This window comes from Streptomyces sp. NBC_01197 (assembly GCF_036010505.1).
Taxonomy (GTDB): domain Bacteria; phylum Actinomycetota; class Actinomycetes; order Streptomycetales; family Streptomycetaceae; genus Streptomyces.
In genome coordinates this window covers 6,898,110-6,915,461 of record NZ_CP108569.1, presented here as the reverse complement: position 1 = coordinate 6,915,461, position 17,352 = coordinate 6,898,110, and the positions used below count along the sequence as shown (strand labels likewise).

At 68.2% G+C, this 17,352-nt stretch carries 16 protein-coding genes; 4 read left to right on the top strand and 12 right to left on the bottom strand.

Features of this window, described 5'->3' with window-relative positions; genetic code table 11:
* Window position 1: 1 nt before the first annotated feature.
* Window positions 2-1,168 carry a TniB family NTP-binding protein gene (locus OG452_RS31730; protein WP_327299848.1) on the top strand — a complete coding sequence of 389 codons (1,167 nt, stop codon included), beginning with the start codon at window positions 2-4 and terminating at the stop codon, window positions 1,166-1,168.
* Window positions 1,122-3,554 (top strand): TniQ family protein, encoded by a 2,433-nt coding sequence (locus OG452_RS31725; RefSeq protein ID WP_327298982.1) that lies wholly within the window; start codon window positions 1,122-1,124, stop codon window positions 3,552-3,554. Before OG452_RS31730 ends, OG452_RS31725 begins: the two co-directional genes overlap by 47 nt.
* Here OG452_RS31725 and OG452_RS31720 read toward each other — a convergent pair whose 3' ends face one another.
* The 8 genes from OG452_RS31720 to OG452_RS31685 all read right to left on the bottom strand — a co-directional run bounded on the left by OG452_RS31720 (window position 3,555) and on the right by OG452_RS31685 (window position 10,031).
* Window positions 3,555-4,319, bottom strand: a complete 765-nt coding sequence (locus OG452_RS31720) for a maleylpyruvate isomerase family mycothiol-dependent enzyme (protein ID WP_327298981.1) — start codon at window positions 4,317-4,319, stop codon at window positions 3,555-3,557. It abuts the gene before it with no gap.
* Window positions 4,320-4,423: 104 nt separating this feature from the next.
* Entirely contained in the window at window positions 4,424-4,618 is a 195-nt protein-coding gene (locus tag OG452_RS31715) for a LysR substrate-binding domain-containing protein (protein WP_327298980.1), read from the bottom strand.
* A complete protein-coding gene (locus OG452_RS31710) occupies window positions 4,615-4,914 on the bottom strand; it encodes a LysR family transcriptional regulator (RefSeq protein ID WP_327298979.1) in 300 nt (99 codons plus the stop codon). Before OG452_RS31710 ends, OG452_RS31715 begins: the two co-directional genes overlap by 4 nt.
* Before the next feature lie 8 nt (window positions 4,915-4,922).
* A complete protein-coding gene (locus OG452_RS31705) occupies window positions 4,923-6,299 on the bottom strand; it encodes an MFS transporter (protein WP_327298978.1) in 1,377 nt (458 codons plus the stop codon).
* A 148-nt stretch (window positions 6,300-6,447) separates the two neighbouring features.
* Complete coding sequence (locus OG452_RS31700; RefSeq protein WP_327298977.1) at window positions 6,448-7,593, bottom strand: M20 family metallopeptidase; 1,146 nt, start codon at window positions 7,591-7,593, stop codon at window positions 6,448-6,450.
* Entirely contained in the window at window positions 7,593-8,267 is a 675-nt protein-coding gene (locus OG452_RS31695) for a DUF1028 domain-containing protein (RefSeq protein WP_327298976.1), read from the bottom strand. The genes OG452_RS31700 and OG452_RS31695 overlap by 1 nt, the downstream gene beginning before the upstream one ends.
* A complete protein-coding gene (locus tag OG452_RS31690; protein WP_327298975.1) occupies window positions 8,264-8,734 on the bottom strand; it encodes a RidA family protein in 471 nt (156 codons plus the stop codon). Before OG452_RS31690 ends, OG452_RS31695 begins: the two co-directional genes overlap by 4 nt.
* 10 nt (window positions 8,735-8,744) lie before the next feature.
* Entirely contained in the window at window positions 8,745-10,031 is a 1,287-nt protein-coding gene (locus OG452_RS31685) for a flavin-containing monooxygenase (protein WP_327298974.1), read from the bottom strand.
* Window positions 10,032-10,305: 274 nt separating this feature from the next.
* Here OG452_RS31685 and OG452_RS31680 point away from each other — a divergent pair, with 274 nt between their 5' ends.
* Window positions 10,306-10,536 (top strand): hypothetical protein, encoded by a 231-nt coding sequence (locus OG452_RS31680; protein ID WP_327298973.1) that lies wholly within the window; start codon window positions 10,306-10,308, stop codon window positions 10,534-10,536.
* Window positions 10,537-10,731: 195 nt separating this feature from the next.
* Here the strand turns inward: OG452_RS31680 and OG452_RS31675 are convergent, their stop codons facing one another.
* Window positions 10,732-11,835, bottom strand: a complete 1,104-nt coding sequence (locus tag OG452_RS31675; RefSeq protein ID WP_327298972.1) for an LCP family protein — start codon at window positions 11,833-11,835, stop codon at window positions 10,732-10,734.
* Window positions 11,836-12,341: 506 nt separating this feature from the next.
* A complete protein-coding gene (locus OG452_RS31670; RefSeq protein ID WP_327298971.1) occupies window positions 12,342-13,547 on the bottom strand; it encodes an L-talarate/galactarate dehydratase in 1,206 nt (401 codons plus the stop codon).
* 165 nt (window positions 13,548-13,712) lie between these two features.
* On the opposite strand from OG452_RS31670, the gene OG452_RS31665 reads away from it, so the two are divergent.
* Window positions 13,713-14,591 carry a LysR substrate-binding domain-containing protein gene (locus tag OG452_RS31665; protein WP_327298970.1) on the top strand — a complete coding sequence of 293 codons (879 nt, stop codon included), beginning with the start codon at window positions 13,713-13,715 and terminating at the stop codon, window positions 14,589-14,591.
* 106 nt (window positions 14,592-14,697) lie between these two features.
* Here OG452_RS31665 and OG452_RS31660 read toward each other — a convergent pair whose 3' ends face one another.
* Complete coding sequence (locus OG452_RS31660; RefSeq protein WP_327298969.1) at window positions 14,698-16,446, bottom strand: multicopper oxidase family protein; 1,749 nt, start codon at window positions 16,444-16,446, stop codon at window positions 14,698-14,700.
* Between the two features lie 300 nt (window positions 16,447-16,746).
* Entirely contained in the window at window positions 16,747-17,352 is a 606-nt protein-coding gene (locus OG452_RS31655) for a class I SAM-dependent methyltransferase (RefSeq protein WP_327298968.1), read from the bottom strand.

Sequence of the window (17,352 nt, the reverse complement as noted above, 5' to 3'; positions counted from 1 at the left end):
CATGGCGGAAGCCGGCCCGGCGGCATCGGAGGATCCGGCGTGGCGCGCGTTGCCCTTGGACAACCTGACGCTCACCAGGAAGGAAGGCTTCGCGGCGTTCGCCGAGGCGAGAGAGACGCCTATTCCGCTCACGCTGACCATGGCGGACCTCAGAGCGCTCGATCCTGCGGCGCTCGAACACTACAACGATGACCGTCGCAGGTTCCTCGCCAACCTGCGGCCGATCAAGACCATGCAGGTCCAGGAGCTCTCCGCGGACCTCACCGACATCTTCGACGCGGGGGTCGACCAGCCCAACTGGCAGGCCAAGGGCATGGCCGCGATCGACGCGTTCCCCGGCTTGGGCAAGACCACCATCGGCCTCTCGTTCGCCAAGAAGGTGCACAACACCCTGATCAGTAGGCATGGGCGGTTCACCGAGGCCGGTCACGAGCGCTGGCCCGTAATCCGGGTCGGCATGATGGGCGACACCAGCGTCAAGGACTTCAACTGGGCGATGCTGGAGTTCTTCGCCCACGCCGGGCGCAACAGCGGCAGCGCCAACGCGTTCCTATCGCGCGCCCTGGACTGCGCGGTGTCCTGTCAATCACGGCTCTTGCTGGTGGACGACCTGCAGTTCCTGCAGTTCCGTTCCCGCCGCGGGACCGAGCTGGCCAACCAGTTCAAGACGATCGCCAATGAGTTCCCGCTGATGATCCTGTTCATCGGCCACGACCTTGAGGGCAAAGGTCTCTACGACGATCCGCAGCTCGCCCGGCGGATCACGCCGCTCGGACTCCAGGCGTTCAGCATCGAAGACGAGGCCGGGCGAGAGCAGTGGCGGCGCTTCCTGCTCTCCCTTGAGCAGCGTCTGGTCCTGGCCAACAAGTACCCCGGGATGCTCGCCGATGACTTGTCCGACCAGCTCTATGCCCGCTGCAGCGGGCATATCGGCTCGCTCATGTCGCTGATCAGGCTCGGCAGCCTTCGTGCGATGCGCACCGGGCAGGAGCGCCTGACCAAGGACGTGCTCGCCCAGGTCAAGCTCGACTGGGCAGCCCAGCAGCAGCTGGCCAAGTGGGAGGCGTTCCTCGCCTCCGGGAAGGTGACCAGCAACCGGACAAGAGCAGAAGGCGGCGGTGATGATGCCCCGGACGCTGCCCATCCGGCTGCCCGCGCTCCCGGGTGAGGCTCTGGACTCGTGGCTGGGCGCCATCATGCACCGCAGCAGTATCGACCTGCGCGACCTGCTCATCGCCGCTGGATCGCCGTTCCCCACCCGGACCGACCACACACCGGACTACACCACCTACCTCACCCCCGAGGAAGCCGACCGGCTCGCCCACGTCACCGGCACCAACACGCGGCTCCTGCACGCCATGACACTGCGCCGCTACGACGGCCACGCACTCGCACTGCACGACAGCCGCCGGGTGGTACGTCGTGTCAGGTTCTGGGGCCGCGGCGTCGGCTCCCGATACTGCCCGCAATGCCTGGCCGAAGGCGCCGGCCGCTGGCCCCTCCGTTGGCGCCTCACCTGGTCGATCGCCTGCACCCAGCACCAGGTGCTGCTCGCGCACACCTGCCCGGCCTGCGGCCGATGGCCGCACCGCCGCCCCTCCATCAGCCACAAGGTCGGCCAGCACGAGTGCTCGGCACGGGCCGGCGACGGCAGAGCCTGCCGAACCGACCTGACGCAAAGCGAGGTCATTCCGCTGCCCCCGGACAGCCCAGTCCTCGATGCGCAGGAATGGATCAACGGCTTGCTGAGCCGGATCGAGGCCGGCGACGACGATCCCTACCTGCATGACGCCTTCACCGATGTCACCGCGATCGCCGCCCGCAGTCTCCTGCGAGCTGAGCCGGGTGACTTCACCGACTGCGGCCCGCAGATCGAGCAGGCACGCCAACGCCACGGGAACAGCGCCCTCTACGCGCCGGTCGACGCGGCCGTGATCGCCGGCCCCTTCACCGTCGCCGTCGAGATCGTTCGCGACCCTCTCGCCGAGGCCGCCTTCACTGCCATACGCACCCTGGTCGACCGTGAGGTCGCGGTCATGCCAAAGGGGCCAACGGAGCAGATACGCCGCGGCATCACACGGCTGGCCTCAGTCGATCTGGAACAGCAGTTCTGGCGAGCCGCCGACCCCCACCTGGCCACAGGGCCCCGGCTTCGCTACCGCACCTGCACCGCCCGGCCCCGAGTCCCGAAACGCCGCGACCACGCGGTCATCATGCGGACGCACTCGCTGCCACAGTTGCTCTGGCTGGACTGGGCTCTGCTGCTGTTCCCCCCGCAGAGCAACCTCGCCGACCGCTACAACTACCACTTCTGGCGCGCCGCTCTGGCCGCCGCCGTCGTGCTCCCCGGCTGGTGGCAGCAGCGCTACGACCTCGCGACCTCGCTCCTGCACGGCAACCGGCCGCTACCCATGGCGCAACTCCTCCCCAAAATCGCCCCGGCCGACACCGACCTACCCGCCGCGATCTGCCTTCTCGCCGAGTACCTCGACCAACACCCAGCACCCATCGACTACGCCCGTCGGCGGAAGCTGAAGGGCAGCGACCTGCTGCCCGAGGCCACCTGGATCGATATCCGCCACCGGACCGGCAGCCCGCCTGACGCCCCGTACCGACTTACAGCGGTGCGCAGATACCTCTACCAGCGCATGACCGGCTCTGACCTCTACTCACCCTCCGCTTCGCTGAACTTGGACTTCACCGACAAGACCCGGAACCTGCCGATCATCTTGACTTCGTCGCTCCTAGCAGCTCTCGACGAGCACGCCGCGCACTACCTGGCCTCGCACGGCATCCATGAGCCTGTCACTTGGTCGCCGCCCTTGGCGCTGGTCGATCACCTCGACCTATCCGGCCGAGGCATGCTCCTGCCCGATAGTGAACGCGCATCCAGGCTGATCAGGAGCCGCCTCTCGCCATCCGCCGCCGCCAGCGCGCTCGGCATCAGCCTTGAGCACCTCACGATTGCCTTCGAACCCCGGAACCCGATGCCGGAGCCCTGGCCGCGGCATCGGTCAGATCGTCGTGCAAGAGCCGAGGAGCCCGTGCCCAGGAACACTGATGTCACCCCTTCGGATGAGGTCTGTGTCAGACCGTTGGACGGGGCCACGGCCAAACGGACCCCGGCCCAGGTGCTGCGCGAGGCCAGAGCACGCGACAGCGAGATCAAGCGAGGCCGAGTACTCAAGGTCCTCGACGAGATGGCCGCTGCCGGGGAGAAGATCACCTTCCTCGGACTCGCTCGAACTGCGCGGGTCTCGAACTGGCTGGTATATGCCGAGGGACTGCGCGAGCGCATCGAGGAGGCAATCGACAAGCAGGGCAGGGGCGTTCGCGAAGTAGGGGTCGGCTCAGGTGCTTCAATCGAATCGCTCACGGCCGACCTGGAACTGGCCATAGCCGAGCTCAGGATCTTGCGCGCGGAACGCGACAGGCTCAGGGCGGACACGACCCGGCTGCGGGAGACCGAAGCCGAGCGTGACCGATTGCGAGAAGCGCTGAAAGAGTCCGAGGCGAAACTGGAGGACACACTCAGGGAGAACCGCTCCCTTTAATTAGTCCCAGTCCTGCAGCTGCTGGAGCAGGTCGGCGTCGCCCTCCATCCGCAGCGAGCCGGCCGGGATGCGCATGTACATGAGCAGGGCCATCTCGCTCGCCGTGCCGTAGATGGCGGCGGTGGGCTTGCTCTCGGCGGCCTCCGCCGCGGTGAGGCGGGTGAAACGGGAACCGGCGGCGTCCACCGTCTGGCGCCAGGAGCCAGCCTCGGCCGCGTGGTAGTCCATGGTGGCGGGCTCGCCCGGCCACGGGACCGTGACGGTGCAGACGGTGGCGAGGAACTCCTCGATGGCGTCGACCGCCTCGGTCGTCGGCAGCTCCTGCGGGGTACCGGAGGCCAGCTGGGCGTCGTAGGTGTGGATCAGCGACTCCGGGACGCGGCGGCGGGCCACGGCGGCCACCGTGTGCGGCGAGGCCAACGGCTCCCACCAGGCCCAGCAGCCCCGGTCCGGGTCGGCCTCGCGCAGAGCAGTAAGCAGCTGCTCCGTCGAGTCGGCCAGCCAGGTTATGAGGGCCTCGCGCTCCCTGGGCGCCGCCAGCCCGTCCTTGCTCGGCCGCTCGTCGCCCGGCGCGGTGTTCAGCACAATGTAGGCCCAGAAGCGGTCCCCCTCACTGAGGTGGTTCGCCAGGTCGTACAGCGTCCAGCCCGGGCAGGACGGGACGTCGGCGTCGAGGCTGGGGGCCGCGGCGACGGCGGCGCGGAACGCGGCGGACCGCTCGTCAATCATCCGCAGCAGGGTGGGGAAGTAAAGATGCTCAGTCACGCAGACCTTGTATCACCCGGACAGGGACTCTCGCACTCGATTAAGAGACCGTCCAGGGAAGTGACACGGAAGCCGGAACGATCAAGGTGACACGGAGCGCGGATTCAAAGGAACGCACACCTCACGGACTCGCCATGTGACATCAGAACGCGGACCCTACACGCGCGCAGTACCTGGAGCAGATGTTCGGCCTCGGCCTCCACGACGTCGATCTCGATCCCCGGGTACCGGCTGGTGCATTCGCTGAACAGGGCGGGCAGGTAGTACGGGGCCAGCGTGATGAAGCATCCGACGCTCACCGGCCCCGACAGGATCTGCCCGCTGCCGCGCGCTCCCCCGCCACCTCACGCGCCCGGGCCAGCAGCTGACGTGCCTGGTGCTGGAGCCGCTCACCCGCGGGTGTCAGGACCAGCCCTCGGCCGCGGCGGCGGATGAACAGCTGTGCCCGCAGGTCGCCTTCCAGGTTGTGGATGGCAGCGGACACCGCGGACTGCGCGATATGCAGCTCGGCCGACGCCGCCGTCATCGAACCGCATTCGGCGGCGATGAGGAAATAACGGAGCTGGACGAGGGTGAAGCCCACCGGTGACGTCATGCGGGACTCTAGCGACGCTCGGTGGCCGGCACGGCCACATCCTCGGGTGCGGGATCGGACACGTCCCCGGGGCGCAGCATGGCGGAGCCGGCTGTCTCCCGGAGGGACAGCGCGGCGACGAGGCCGCCCACGGCGAACACCATCAGATAGAAGCCGGGCAGCAGAGTGCTGCCCGTCGCGGAGATCAGCACGGTCATCAGATAGGGCACCGTGCCGGCGAAGAGCGCGGCGGTGATGTTGTAGGCGATGGACAGGCCGCTCTGACGGGTGCGGGTGGGAAAGATCTCCGCCGACCACACCGCGTAGGTGCCGAGAATCGCCGCCAGGATCACGCCGAGCACGAGACCCGCCGCCCAGGTTCCGACGAGCCCGGTCCGCATCAGGAGAAACGCGGGGACGGCGAGGACCAGCAGGGCCACCGTCGCTCCGACGAAGACCGGTTTACGTCCCACACGGTCGGACAGCAGGCCGAACACCGGAACGAACACCAGCCCCAGCAGCGAGATCGCCGTCGACAGCAGGGCGGCATCTCCGGACGACTGCCCCAGGTGGTCGGTCTCGTACGTCACCAGGTAGGTCAGCACTATGTAGAAGGGCACGTGCATGGCCGTCATGAGGCCCGCTGCCTGGAGCAGTTGCCGCTTCTCGGTGCGGAGCAGTTCTCGTACGGGGCTGCGCGGGACGGTGTCGTTGGCTTCGAGTGCCCGGTACTCGGGGGTGTCCTCGATCCTGTTCCGGATGATGAAGCCGATGACGCCCAGGGGCGCGGCGATGAGGAAGGGGATGCGCCAGCCCCACGACGACAGCTGGCTGTCGTCGAGCCCCGTCGACAGCAGCAGGAAGACGAACGATCCGGCGAGGAAGCCCAGCAGGGAGCCGACCTCGAGCCAGCTGACCCCGAATCCTCGACGGCGCCGCAGGGCGCTCTCGGCGAGGAAGCTCGCGGCGCTGCCGAACTCGCCGCCCGCGGCGAAGCCCTGTACCAGGCGCAGGACCAGCAGGAGCACCGGGGCCGCGACCCCGATCGTGGCGTAACCGGGAAGCAGTCCGATCGTCAGGGTCGCACCGGACATCATGAAGATGACCAGCGACAGGGTGCGCTTGCGGCCGATCCTGTCACCGAGCGGCCCGAAGACCATGGCGCCGATCGGCCGGATGCCGAACGACACGGCGAACACGCCGAACACGGCGAGCAGTCCGCTGGTCTTGTCCTCGGCCGGGAAGAACACGGTCGCGACGGTGCCTGCGAGGTAGGCGTAGGCAGCCCAGTCGAACCAGTGCACGAACACGCCGATGGCTCCCGCGGCGACGTTCCTGCGCAGTGCGACCACATCGGTGGCCACCTCGACCTCGGTCGTCGTGGCGCCGGTGTTACGGGTGGACATACACGCCTCCTTGGGGATGGGGGAGAAGCTGAGCTGTTGCGGGTTCCGTCGGCGCGAGCCGTCGGAACCCGGGCAGGCCGGTCAGGGAGGCGGGACTGGTCCGGTCCCCGCTACGCCGGGGGTGCCGGCGCGGCGGCGGCCGCTCCCGTCACGCCACCGGTCCCACGGCCGTGCCACTGCGGTCCAGACCGGTCCAGGCCAGCGCGGTCGCCGCGTCGAGCAGGGCCCGCTGGGCCTGTCCGCCCACACAGAACGCGGCGAACTCGTGCTGATGGTTGGTGGCGGGCAGCGACCCGATGCCGATGTAGGGGTGGATGGCCGGCACCACCTGCGACACGTTGCCCATGTCGGTGGATGCGCGGTTCATCCGCGCCGCCTGTCCGGGCGGCGCGAACTCGCGTCCCAGCGCGAGGGCGTTCGCCCGGTAGTGCCCCAGAGCGGTCTCGTCCGTGCGGAACTCCGCGTACGGCTTGCTCTCCGGCTCGATCACCAGCTCGCAGCCCGTCGCGAGGGCACCCGCTTCGAAGGCCCGCATGACGCGTGGCTCCAGCTCGGCAAGTTCTGCGAGCGTCTCCGCCCGTACGTACCAACGGCCGGCGGCCCGCTCCGGGATGGCGTTCGGCGCGTCCCCGGCGTGGGTCACCACGCCGTGCACCCGGGCCGATGGCGGCAGTTGCTGCCGCAGCAGCCCGATCGCGACCTGGGCCACGGTGAAGGCGTCGGCCGCGTTGACCCCGGCCTCGGGGTAGGCCGCGGCGTGGGCGGACTTCCCGGTGTAGGAGACCTTGGAGTGGGTGACCGCGAACGGGCGGGCCTCGGCGACGTCGACCGGCGCCGGGTGCACCATCATGGCGAGGTCCACTCCGGCGAAGGCGCCCCGGTCAAGCATCTCGATCTTGCCGCCGCCGCCTTCTTCGGCGGGGGTGCCGTAGACCTCCACGGTGAGGCCGACGTCGTCGGCGACAGCGGCCAGGCCGAGCGCGGCGCCGACGGAGCTCGCCGCGATGAGGTTGTGCCCGCACGCGTGGCCGAGCCCGGGGAGCGCGTCGTACTCGGCGCACAGCGCGATCCGGGTGGGCCCGCTGCCGAACCGTGCCAGGAACGCCGTCTCCAGGCCCAGGTAGGACGAGGTGATCTCGAACCCGGCGCGGTCCAGCAGCTCCGGCACCGCGGCGGCGGCCCGGTGCTCCTCCCAGGCCGTCTCCGGGTCGGCGTGCAGCCGCTCGGAGAGACCGATCAGCTCGTCGGCGTGACGGTCGACCTCGCGCCGGGCGGCCGCCTTCGGCGCGCCCATCACAGGTCGCCCAGGACGCCGTACGAGGGCGCGGCCTGCGGGTCGAGTCCGCGCCGCACGTAATCGTCGCGCTGCGGCAGCCAGACGTCGAGGAGATCGGCGAGCCGGTCGACGGGGTCGTCGGCCCAGTCCACGCGCAGGTCGGTCACCCGCCAGTCCACGTCCGTGACGACGGCCAGCCCCGCTGAGTGCACCGGCCCCTCTTCCCCGCCGGCCGCGACCGCCGCACGCAGACCCGCGATCAGACGCTCTTCCAGCTCGCCGGTGGCCGCCGCGTACGCGTCGATGAGTACCTGCGGGATGTGCTCGCCGGACAGCATGTTGCCCGCCGCGACCGCACCGTCCGCGGTGGCCGACGCGTACGTGCCCAGCGTCCCCGAGCCGCTGTACGCGAACCCGGGGCCCGACCGGCCGAGCACCGTCAACTGCCGGTAGCCGATGGTCTTCGCGTTCCGCGCCGCACCCGTGACGTCGGTCAGGGCGCGCCGCGCGTCGCCGTGTTCCGCGAGCCCGGTCAGCAGGCTCGTGCCGAGGGTGGGGTCGGTGACGTTCTGCGAAGCCGCCGCACCGACGCCGGGTTTCAGATGGGCGACACGCGCCGCGACCGCTGGGCTCGACGAGCTGACGGCGATACCGAACCGCTCGCCGTCACGGGCCACCAGGGAGAAGGTCATGACCGCTCCCCCTCCGGGATCACCGCGACGGCGTCGATCTCGCACAGCCACTCGGCACGGGCCAGTGCGGACACCACCAGGCCGGTGGAGATCGGGTGCACACCCTTGGTCCAGCGGCCCACCGTGCGGTAGACGGCCTCGCGGTAGCGCGGATCGACCAGATAGATCGTCAGTTTGACGAGATGCTCCATGCGGCTGCCCGCTTCTTCGAGCAGCATCTTGATGTTGGCCATCGCCTGCTCGGCCTGGGCCCCGGCGTCACCGATACCGACCGACTCGCTGGTGTCGAGGTCCTGACCGATCTGGCCCCGGACGTAGACGGTGTTGCCGGCCACGACGGCCTGACAGAGGTCGTTGTCGAGGTTCTGCTCGGGATAGGTGTCGCGGGTGTTGAACGGCCTGATCCGGGTGTGGCCGCCCGCGGTGATCGGGGCCCTCACCGGGCGGCTCTCGCTCGTGGAGGTCATCGTCTGCTCCTCAGTTCTGCTGCGTCGCCGGCACGGCGCCGGTCCGGTCGGTGGTGGTGTACGCGAGGTAGCCCCGCTGGGTCGCGATGTGGTCGGCGATGTACCTGGCGTCGTGCCAGACGCCCCAGATGAAGCTCGACCCGCGGCGGGACAGCCAGGGCAGGCCCACGAAGTAGACGCCGGGTTCGGAGGACACTCCTCGTCGCTGGTCCGGCCGGCCGTTCTCGTCGAAAGCGTCGACATCGAGCCAGCTGTAGTCGGTGGCGAAGCCCGTCGCCCACACGATCGAGGTGACACCGGCCTCGGCCAGGCGGAGCTCCAGGAGCGGGTCGGTCACGCATTCCGGGTCCGGGCCCAGGACATGGGCCTCCGGCTCCTCGGGAAGGTCGAGCCCGTTGCGCTCGACGTACGCGTCGGCCGCCTGAAGAAGCGCGAGGTACTTGGCGTCGCCGACGGCTATGTTCGTGGCGAGATCCGGCGCGAAGCGCAGTACGCCGTCGTCACAGGACGCGGTCAGGCCGACGAGCTCGATGCCGGTGCCGGCCAGGGCACGGAAGTCCACGGTGTGGCCGCCCCGGGCACCGCTGACCGCGATGGTGACATGTTCGGCGCCCTGGGGAGGCGTCTCCGCGTCCCAGAGCCCGAGCACACCGAGCCACCAGCAGAAGTCACGTCCGCGGTACTCGCGGGGCGGACGGTCGTGAGGCCCGACGGAGAGGAAGACCCGGCGGCCCGCCTGGCGCAGCTCGTCGGCGATCTGCACCCCCGATGAGCCGGCCCCGACCACGAGAACCGCGCCATCGGGCAGCTGCTCCGGATTGCGGTACCCGCTGGAATGGATCTGTACGGGGACGGTGCCGTCCGGGACGATGGGCGGGATCACGGGCCGCTGGAACGGTCCGGTCGCAGCCACGACGAAGCGTGCGCCGACGGAGCCCTCCGACGTCTCGACCCGGAAGCCGGGCCGGCCGGTGTGCTTGCGCACCGAGTTCACCTCGACACCGCAACGGACGGGGGCACCGATCTTCTCGGCGTACGCAGTGAAGTAGTCCGCGACTTGGTCCTTCGAGGCGAAGGCATCGGGGTCGACATCGGCGAACTCCAGCCCCGGGAACCGGTCGTGCCACGCAGGCCCGTTCGCGACCAGGGAGTCCCAACGCTCCGAGCGCCACCGCTCGGCGATACGGTTCCGCTCCAGGACGATGTGCGGTATGCCGCAGGCTCCCAGGTGCTCGCTCATCGCCACGCCCGCCTGGCCGGCCCCGACGACGACTACTTCGGTCTCTTCACTTGGCACTTCAGCCTCCACTCAGGCGGTAGTTCATCCCTGTGTCGCGTTGACTGTGCTACCGCACGGGAAATCCTCGGCCGTGCCGGAAATTCTGTCCAACAGATGTTTCCGTTGCAGGTCATCTGATTTATAGATTCAGATGCATCAGAGACGAGCGCAGTCCACCAGGAGCCGGTATCCGCCGTGTCCATCGGCTCTTCAGAGCGTTTGCACATGTATGACCACAACGCGACGAATCGCCGCATGTCTCGCTCTCGCTGCCGCTCTCCCGTGCCTTGCCATGTCGTCAGCGCATGCCGCTGACGCCGCCGGCCGGGCCGGCTCGAAGCTGAATCCCATCGGCGAGCTCGATGCCGTCGCCACGAGCGGCATCCCCGCGCCGTACGCGGCCCGGCTGCCGAAGGTGAAAGACCAGCTGGCCGGTGTGAACCACCTGAACGAACTGAACCAACTGCACCAGCTCACGGACCAGGCCGCGCCCGTACTCAGCCTGGTTTCCGCGGTGGAGTGACGTTCCCCCGTCGCACCGGAGGCGCGCCGACCGCCCGGCGGCCCTCATGACCTCCAGCCGACGCCTCGTGCACAGCGCGAACGGGCCGCCGGAGCCCAGCGGCTCCGACGGCCCGGCACTCTCCGCCTCATGAGTCGAGGGCGGAGAGGTGGGAACGACGAGTTGTTATGGACAAGCGCCGGGGGCGGCGCGACGTCAAGCGCTCGCGGTGACCGGTGACTTGCCCTTGTCGCCCACCGAGTTCTGCACGGCGGACTTCGGTATCGGCTTGTCGTCCCGCAGCGCCTTCCAGACCTGCTGGGATGCCTTGGTGAGAGGCAGGACCCGGTCCGGGGCCTGACGGTCGTAAGTCACCGGCATCGTGACCATGTTCATGTTCTTCGGGCTGATGCCCTTGAGGTCCTTCGCCAGACCCAGCAGCTTGTTCGCGGACGCCAGCCCGGAGTCGGCGCTGACGGTCCGGGTCGCGGTGTCGGCGAGGTCGTAGAGCTTGGCCGGGTTGCCGAGCAGGCCGATGTTGTCGACCTTTTCGGTCAGGGCCTTGATGAACGCCTGCTGGAGCTGGATACGGCCGAGGTCACTGCCGTCGCCCACACCGTGCCGGGTCCGTACCAGGCTGAGGGCCTGCTCGCCCTTGAGCGTGTGCTTGCCGGCGGACAGGTTGAGATGGCTGTCGCTGTCGTCGATCGCCTGGCTGGTCGTGATGTTCACACCGCCGAGCTGGTCGATGAGCTTCTTGAAACCGTTGAAGTCGACTTCGACGTAGTGGTCCATGCGGACACCGGACATCTTCTCGACCGTCTTCACGGTGCAACCGGGGCCACCCACCTCATAGGACTCGTTGAACATCGCCTGGTGCGCGCCGGGCACGGTGCCGCCGTGCGGCTTCGGGCACGCGGGGCGGTCCACCATCGTGTCCCGCGGAATACTGACGACGCTCGCCTTCTTGTGAGTCTTGTCCACGTGGAGAACCATCGTCGTGTCGGACCGGGCGCCGCTGATGCCCTTCCCGTACTCGCCGTGCGTCCCCGCCCGCGAGTCGGACCCGAGGAGGAGAATGTTCATCGCGCCGTTGTGCGCGTCGCTGGGCCGGTCGTGTCCGAGGGCCGCGTTGATGTCGACGCCCTTGACGTTGCCGTTGAGGTGCGACCAGAGGTACGCCGCGCCTCCGCCTCCCACCGCCAGTACGCCGAGGGCGGCCCAGGCGGTGATCCGCAGCGCCCTGCGACGCGGACGCCGCCGCCCGGGCGGCCCGTCACCGGCCGGCCCGGGTATCGCGTTCCCACTCTCGTACGCCATCAGCTATCAGTCCTTCGGCTTGCTGTCCTGCGTGCTCTGTCCGCTGTGTGCGGGTGCTCAGTAGGCGGAGTCGACGTTGTCGATGGAGCCGTACTTGTGGGTGGTCGCGGGGACCGCGGCAGCGGAGCTACGTGTCGTGGGCCGGAGCAGCGGTGGCGGGCGGGGCCCGACCGGTCCGGCACTCAGCTCCCCGGGACTCGGACCATGGTTAGCGCCGCTGGAAGGCGGGGGCAACGAGGCCCCTTACTACCTGTGTACGTAGTGCGGGCCCGGAGCGGCGTCGACGACCCCGGTGCCCGGTCAGCCACCCTCCGCGCATCCCCTACTGCCATGCCTCGTACATGACGTAGGTCCTATGGGCAGGCTCACAGTCGCGGCGCCTCGCAGCCACCCCGGAGCAGACGTGGCGAACGCTCTGTCGACCTCCTCTTACTCTCTGCGGTTATCGGCAGGTTGGCGGCGCTGCGGCGGGTTGAGGGAGGGGCGGAGCGGGGTGGCCATGAAGGTCAGGCGCAGGGGCGGGCGCCGGCCTCGTGATCGTCGACCGTCCAGGCTCGGGCCTGATCGCTGAGCGTGAAGCCGAGGCCGGGGCGGGCGGAGACGTACATGCGTCCGTCCCGGATCTCCAGGCGCTCGTTGAACAGCGGCTCCAGCCAGTCGAAGTGCTCCACCCAGGGTTCGATCGGATAGGCGGCGGCAAGGTGGAGATGGATCTCCATCGCGAAGTGCGGTGCGAGCTGCAACTGGTGGTGCTCAGTGAGAGCGGCGAGCTTGAGGAACTGGGTGATACCCCCGATGCGGGGGGCATCGGGCTGGATGACGTCGGCGGCGTTGTGCCGGATCAGCTCGACATGCTCAGCGACGCTGGCCAGCATCTCGCCGGTGGCGACGGGGGTGTCCAGGGAGGCGGCGAGCGCGGCGTGGCCCTGCGCGTCGTACGCGTCGAGGGGCTCCTCGATCCAGACCAGGTTGAACTCTTCCATGGCGCGGCCCATGCGCTGTGCGGTGGGCCGGTCCCACTGCTGGTTGGCGTCGACCATGAGCGGCACGTCGTCGCCGATGTGCTCGCGCACCGCAGTCAGACGGGCCAGGTCGTATCTGCCGTCGGGGTGGCCGACCTTGATCTTGATGCCGCCGATGCCGCCGTCCAGAGATGAGGTGGCGTTTTCCAGAACCTGTGCTGTCGGCGTGTGCAGGAAGCCGCCGGAGGTGTTGTAACAGCGCACGGAGTCGCGGTGGGCGCCGAGCAGCTTGGCCAGCGGCAGACCGGCCCGCTTGGCCTTGAGGTCCCACAGCGCGACGTCGAAGGCGGCGATCGCCTGGGTGGCCAGTCCGCTGCGGCCCACTGACGCTCCGGCCCACAGGAGCTTGGTCCAGATCTTGCCGATGTCGCTGGGGTCCTCCCCGATCAGGACGTCGGCGATCTCCCGGGCGTGGGCGAACTGGCCGGGGCCGCCTGCCCGCTTGGAGTAGCTGAAGCCGATGCCCTCGTGCCCCTGCTCGGTGACGATCTCCACGAAGAGGAAGGCGACCTCCGTCATCGGCTTCTGGCGGCCGGTCAGAACCTTCGCGTCACTGATCGGCGTGGCCAGCGGCAGGGTCACCGAAGAAAGACGTAGCCAGGCGATGCGGTCGAGGGTGGCTTCGCCCGCGGAGGGCACGGCGAGTGCGGCGTGTGCGGCGTGAGTTGTCGTGTTCGTCGTGGTCGCCACTTCGTGTCCCTGGGTCGGTCCGGTCGGGATGGTGCGGGCGTGGAGGACAGGGCCGCACGGCCCAGGAGCGGGAAGGCGGTGTCCGACCGCAGATCCGAACGCTACGGTCGCGATTGATCCACGTCCAACATAAGTTTTGGATGTGACCATTCAAGGAGGGCATCATTGTTCACGTTGACTCAGCTGTCGTGTTTCGTGGCCGTGGCGGAGGAGCTGCACTTCACCCGGGCCGCGGAGCGACTGCGTATGACCCAGCCGCCGCTGAGCCGGCAGATCCAGCTGCTGGAGAACGACCTGGGTGTGAGGCTGCTGGACCGCACCAACCGCAGAGTGCGGCTGACGCCCGCAGGCCGGGCCTTCCTCTCGGAGGCGCGCCGCATCGTGCGCCAGGCCGAGCGCGCCACCCTCGCCGTGCGCCGGGTGCCGACCGGAGAGTCCGGCGCGATCGCCGTCGGCTTCACCGCCGCCAGTGCCTACTCCGCGCTCGGTGAGCTCCTCGACATCGCCCGCAGTTCGCTGCCAGGGGTGGAGATACTGCTCCACGAGCTGGTCACCCGCGACCAGTTGGAGGCTCTCGGCGAGGGCTCTCTCGACCTCGGTCTGATCCGCCCGTCAGCAGTGGGCAACGACCTGACCGCACGCACCGCCGTCAAGGAGGGCCTGGTGGCCGCGCTGCCCGCCGCCCACCCGCTGGCAGCCGTCGACGGGCCCATCGAACTGGCGGACTTCGACGGTCAGGACTTCTTGATGTACTCCCCCATCGAGGCCCGCTACTTTCACGAACTGCTGCTCACCACGTTCCGCGCCGCAGGGGTACGGCCGGTGTTCACCCAGTACCTCAGCCAGGTCCACAACATCCTCGCCCTGGTCAACACCGGCTGGGGCATCGCCCTGGTCCCCGAAGCCGCGAGGACCATGCAGCACCAGGGTGTCGTCTACCGGCTGCTGCACCTGCCCGACCAGCCCCAGCCCGTCGAGCTCGACTACGTATGGCGTAAAAACAACGACAATCCTGCACTTGAGGCTCTTCTTCCGCTTCTATGAGCCCGCCCCGCGCCCCAGAAAGCAGCGCCGGAGCCCCGGCCTTGACGACGTCAACCTTCTGGAACGGTCGCACGAGGCCGGCCGGAGCTCCGTTGTGCCCTTTCCGTCAGTCGTCCGCCTTGACGATGGTCCAGGGGCGCATCAGGTCGTCATCTTCGTGTTCGAAAATGTGACAGTGATGGATGTACGTCGCCGGGAACTCGGTGCCGCTACCGGGGATACCCGCGAGCGAGTCCGTCGGTGGATCGAATCCCTGAATGATGATTCTGGTCACCATCTCGGAATAGACTTTGACCGTGTCCTTGTGGGACTGCGCTTCATCCGGGTCCGGCGGAATCGGTGGGCCGGTCAGATAGTTCGCCAACACCGGCCTGTCCTCCGGTTTGCGGCCGCCGTCAAGCCACTTCTCGTAATCCTCCTGGTATCCGGCCGCGTCGAGTGGCTGCCTGTTCAACACCTGGAAGTTGACGAGGTGGACATGCATCGGGTGGGCGTCGTGGTTGGGATTGATGTACTCCCAGATCTCGGTCGAGCCCGCCTTGATGAAGTCCTGGGACGGCGCATAGAACGGCACCGCGTTGAATGTCATGGTGGTGAACAGCTTGTGCTGGTACACCACCCATTCCCGCCGCGGGGTGTCCGGTTCGGGCTCGATGGGCTCGACCGGCGGCAGTTCGAGTTTCCCGGGCAGCGTCGTCCTGTCCGCGCGGGACAAGGGCTTGGTGACCTGGAACTGCATGACTTCCGAGATTTCCGGTCCGACGCCGGTCGGGTAGTGGACGGGCGCGTTGTAGTTCGTCAGGGTGACGTTCGTGCCCATGGGCAGCTTGCTGAAGTCGACGATCAGGTCGTACCGCTCGCCTGATGCGATCAGGAAGTCCAGCATGTGCAGCGGAGCACGGAAGCCGCCGTCGGTACCGATCAGCCAGAACGGCAGTGTGGGCTGGGGCAGTACGTCTGCGGGAACGGTGAACCTCAGCCGCCAGAAGCGCTCGTTCGAAGCGTTGAGGATGCGCAGCCGGTAGCGTCGCGGCTCGACGGCCAGGAAGGGGTACGCCTTCCCGTTGACGACCGGGGTGTCCTCGCCTTCCTGCGCCATCATGGTGTAGGCGAGCGAGCCGTCCCGGTAGAACGTCCGGTCCTGCAGGATGAGGGGAACCTCGAATTCGCCTCGCGGCAGCCCGAGCCGCTCGTCGGCGGGGTCATGGACGAGGTAGAGACCGGCAAGGCCCGCATAGCAGTTGACGCTTGTCAGCCCCATGCCGTGATCGTGATACCAGAGCGTGGACGCACGCTCATGGTTGGTGTAGCCGAAGATCGCCTCGTTGGGTTTTACCCGGCCCGGGTCCAGAGTGGAGTAGGACTCGGCATGAATGCCGTCCGGGCTGAACGACTGCTTCGGCATTCCGTCGGACTGGGGGGCCGTGTAACCGCCGTGTTTGTGCACGACGTTCCACACGTTGACGTTCGGAGGGAAGGGCAGGACGGTCTTGTAGGGAGCCGGAGGGATCGGGGCGAGCTGGGGGTTTCCGCTGCGAATGGCGTCGACCACGGACTGGAACATGTGGGTGGTCGGCAGCTCGTTGCGGGACTTGACGATCGTCGGATGGTCCTTGATCACGTTGATGGTCGGACCGAGATAGCCCATACCGATCGACTTGTGGGGAGCATGCGGGTTCCTGGCCCAGTAACCCCACACCTTCGCCGGTCCGAGATCCCGGTGGAAGCGCCACGAGCCCTGCCGCATCGTGATCTCGTAGTAGTCGGCGCCCGGATAGACAGAAGGATCCGGGATGGCAGTCAAGGGGATGGGCAGCGGGTCGACGTACTTCTTCAGCGGAGGGGTCTTCGGCACGGCACTGTCCGCGGCCCCTGTCCCTTCGCCAGTCGACGCGTACGCCTGTGCTCCCCTGACACCCCAAGGAAGCATGGCCGCACTGCCCGCAGCTCCAGCCATGAGGAATTCTCTTCGCCCGACCATCTTTTACCAGCCTTCCGTCGCCTCACGTAACGGCAAAGAGATACAGGGCTGGTTCGGAACGTTGCGGCAGCACGCCGGTCCAGTCCGAGAAGGCCACTCAATAAGCCGTTCTCAGCGGCAATTTGGCAGGCATGGGGGAAACCAGAAAGAGAACCGGAAAGGGAACCGATTAAATTATCGGCGGTCTGACCTTGTTTTGTCAGCGGGGATCGGCTGCTTGGGCTGTTCCGGTGGCGAGCAGTGCCCTGTGCGGCAGTGCGAGCCTTCCGTCCGGACCGGCGAACTCCGCGCTGAGCAGATCGAAATGCCGCTTGATCTCCGCTCTGGTGCCAGGCGGCTGGGCGGCGATGCGGTGAAGCCGACACCCGCCGCCGCGCCATGCCACCACTCCTGGGCAGATGCCCGGTGATTCCAGGCGATGGTCCGGCAAGTGGGCCCGGAGAGGCCGGCGGCCAGCAGCAAGTCCACAAGCCCCTGCTCAGTGCGCGCAAAATCGGTCTCGGGCGCCAGGACCGGCCGGTGGACAGGCCGCTCCACACCGGCGGCCTCCATCGCTCGCCCCAGCAGGGCCTGCCCGGCCCCGGTCGGCACCGACCACACCGTCACCGCGATCCGGCCACCAGGCCGGCTCACCCGGCCCAACTCGACCAGCGCGCGCTGCGGCCAACCGACGTGGTCCAGCACGAAGTTGGCGGTCACCACATCGAAAGCGTCATCGGCGAAGGCATCACAAACACCAACCCCCTGAGACCAGACTGAACTAGACCCAACCCACGTCAA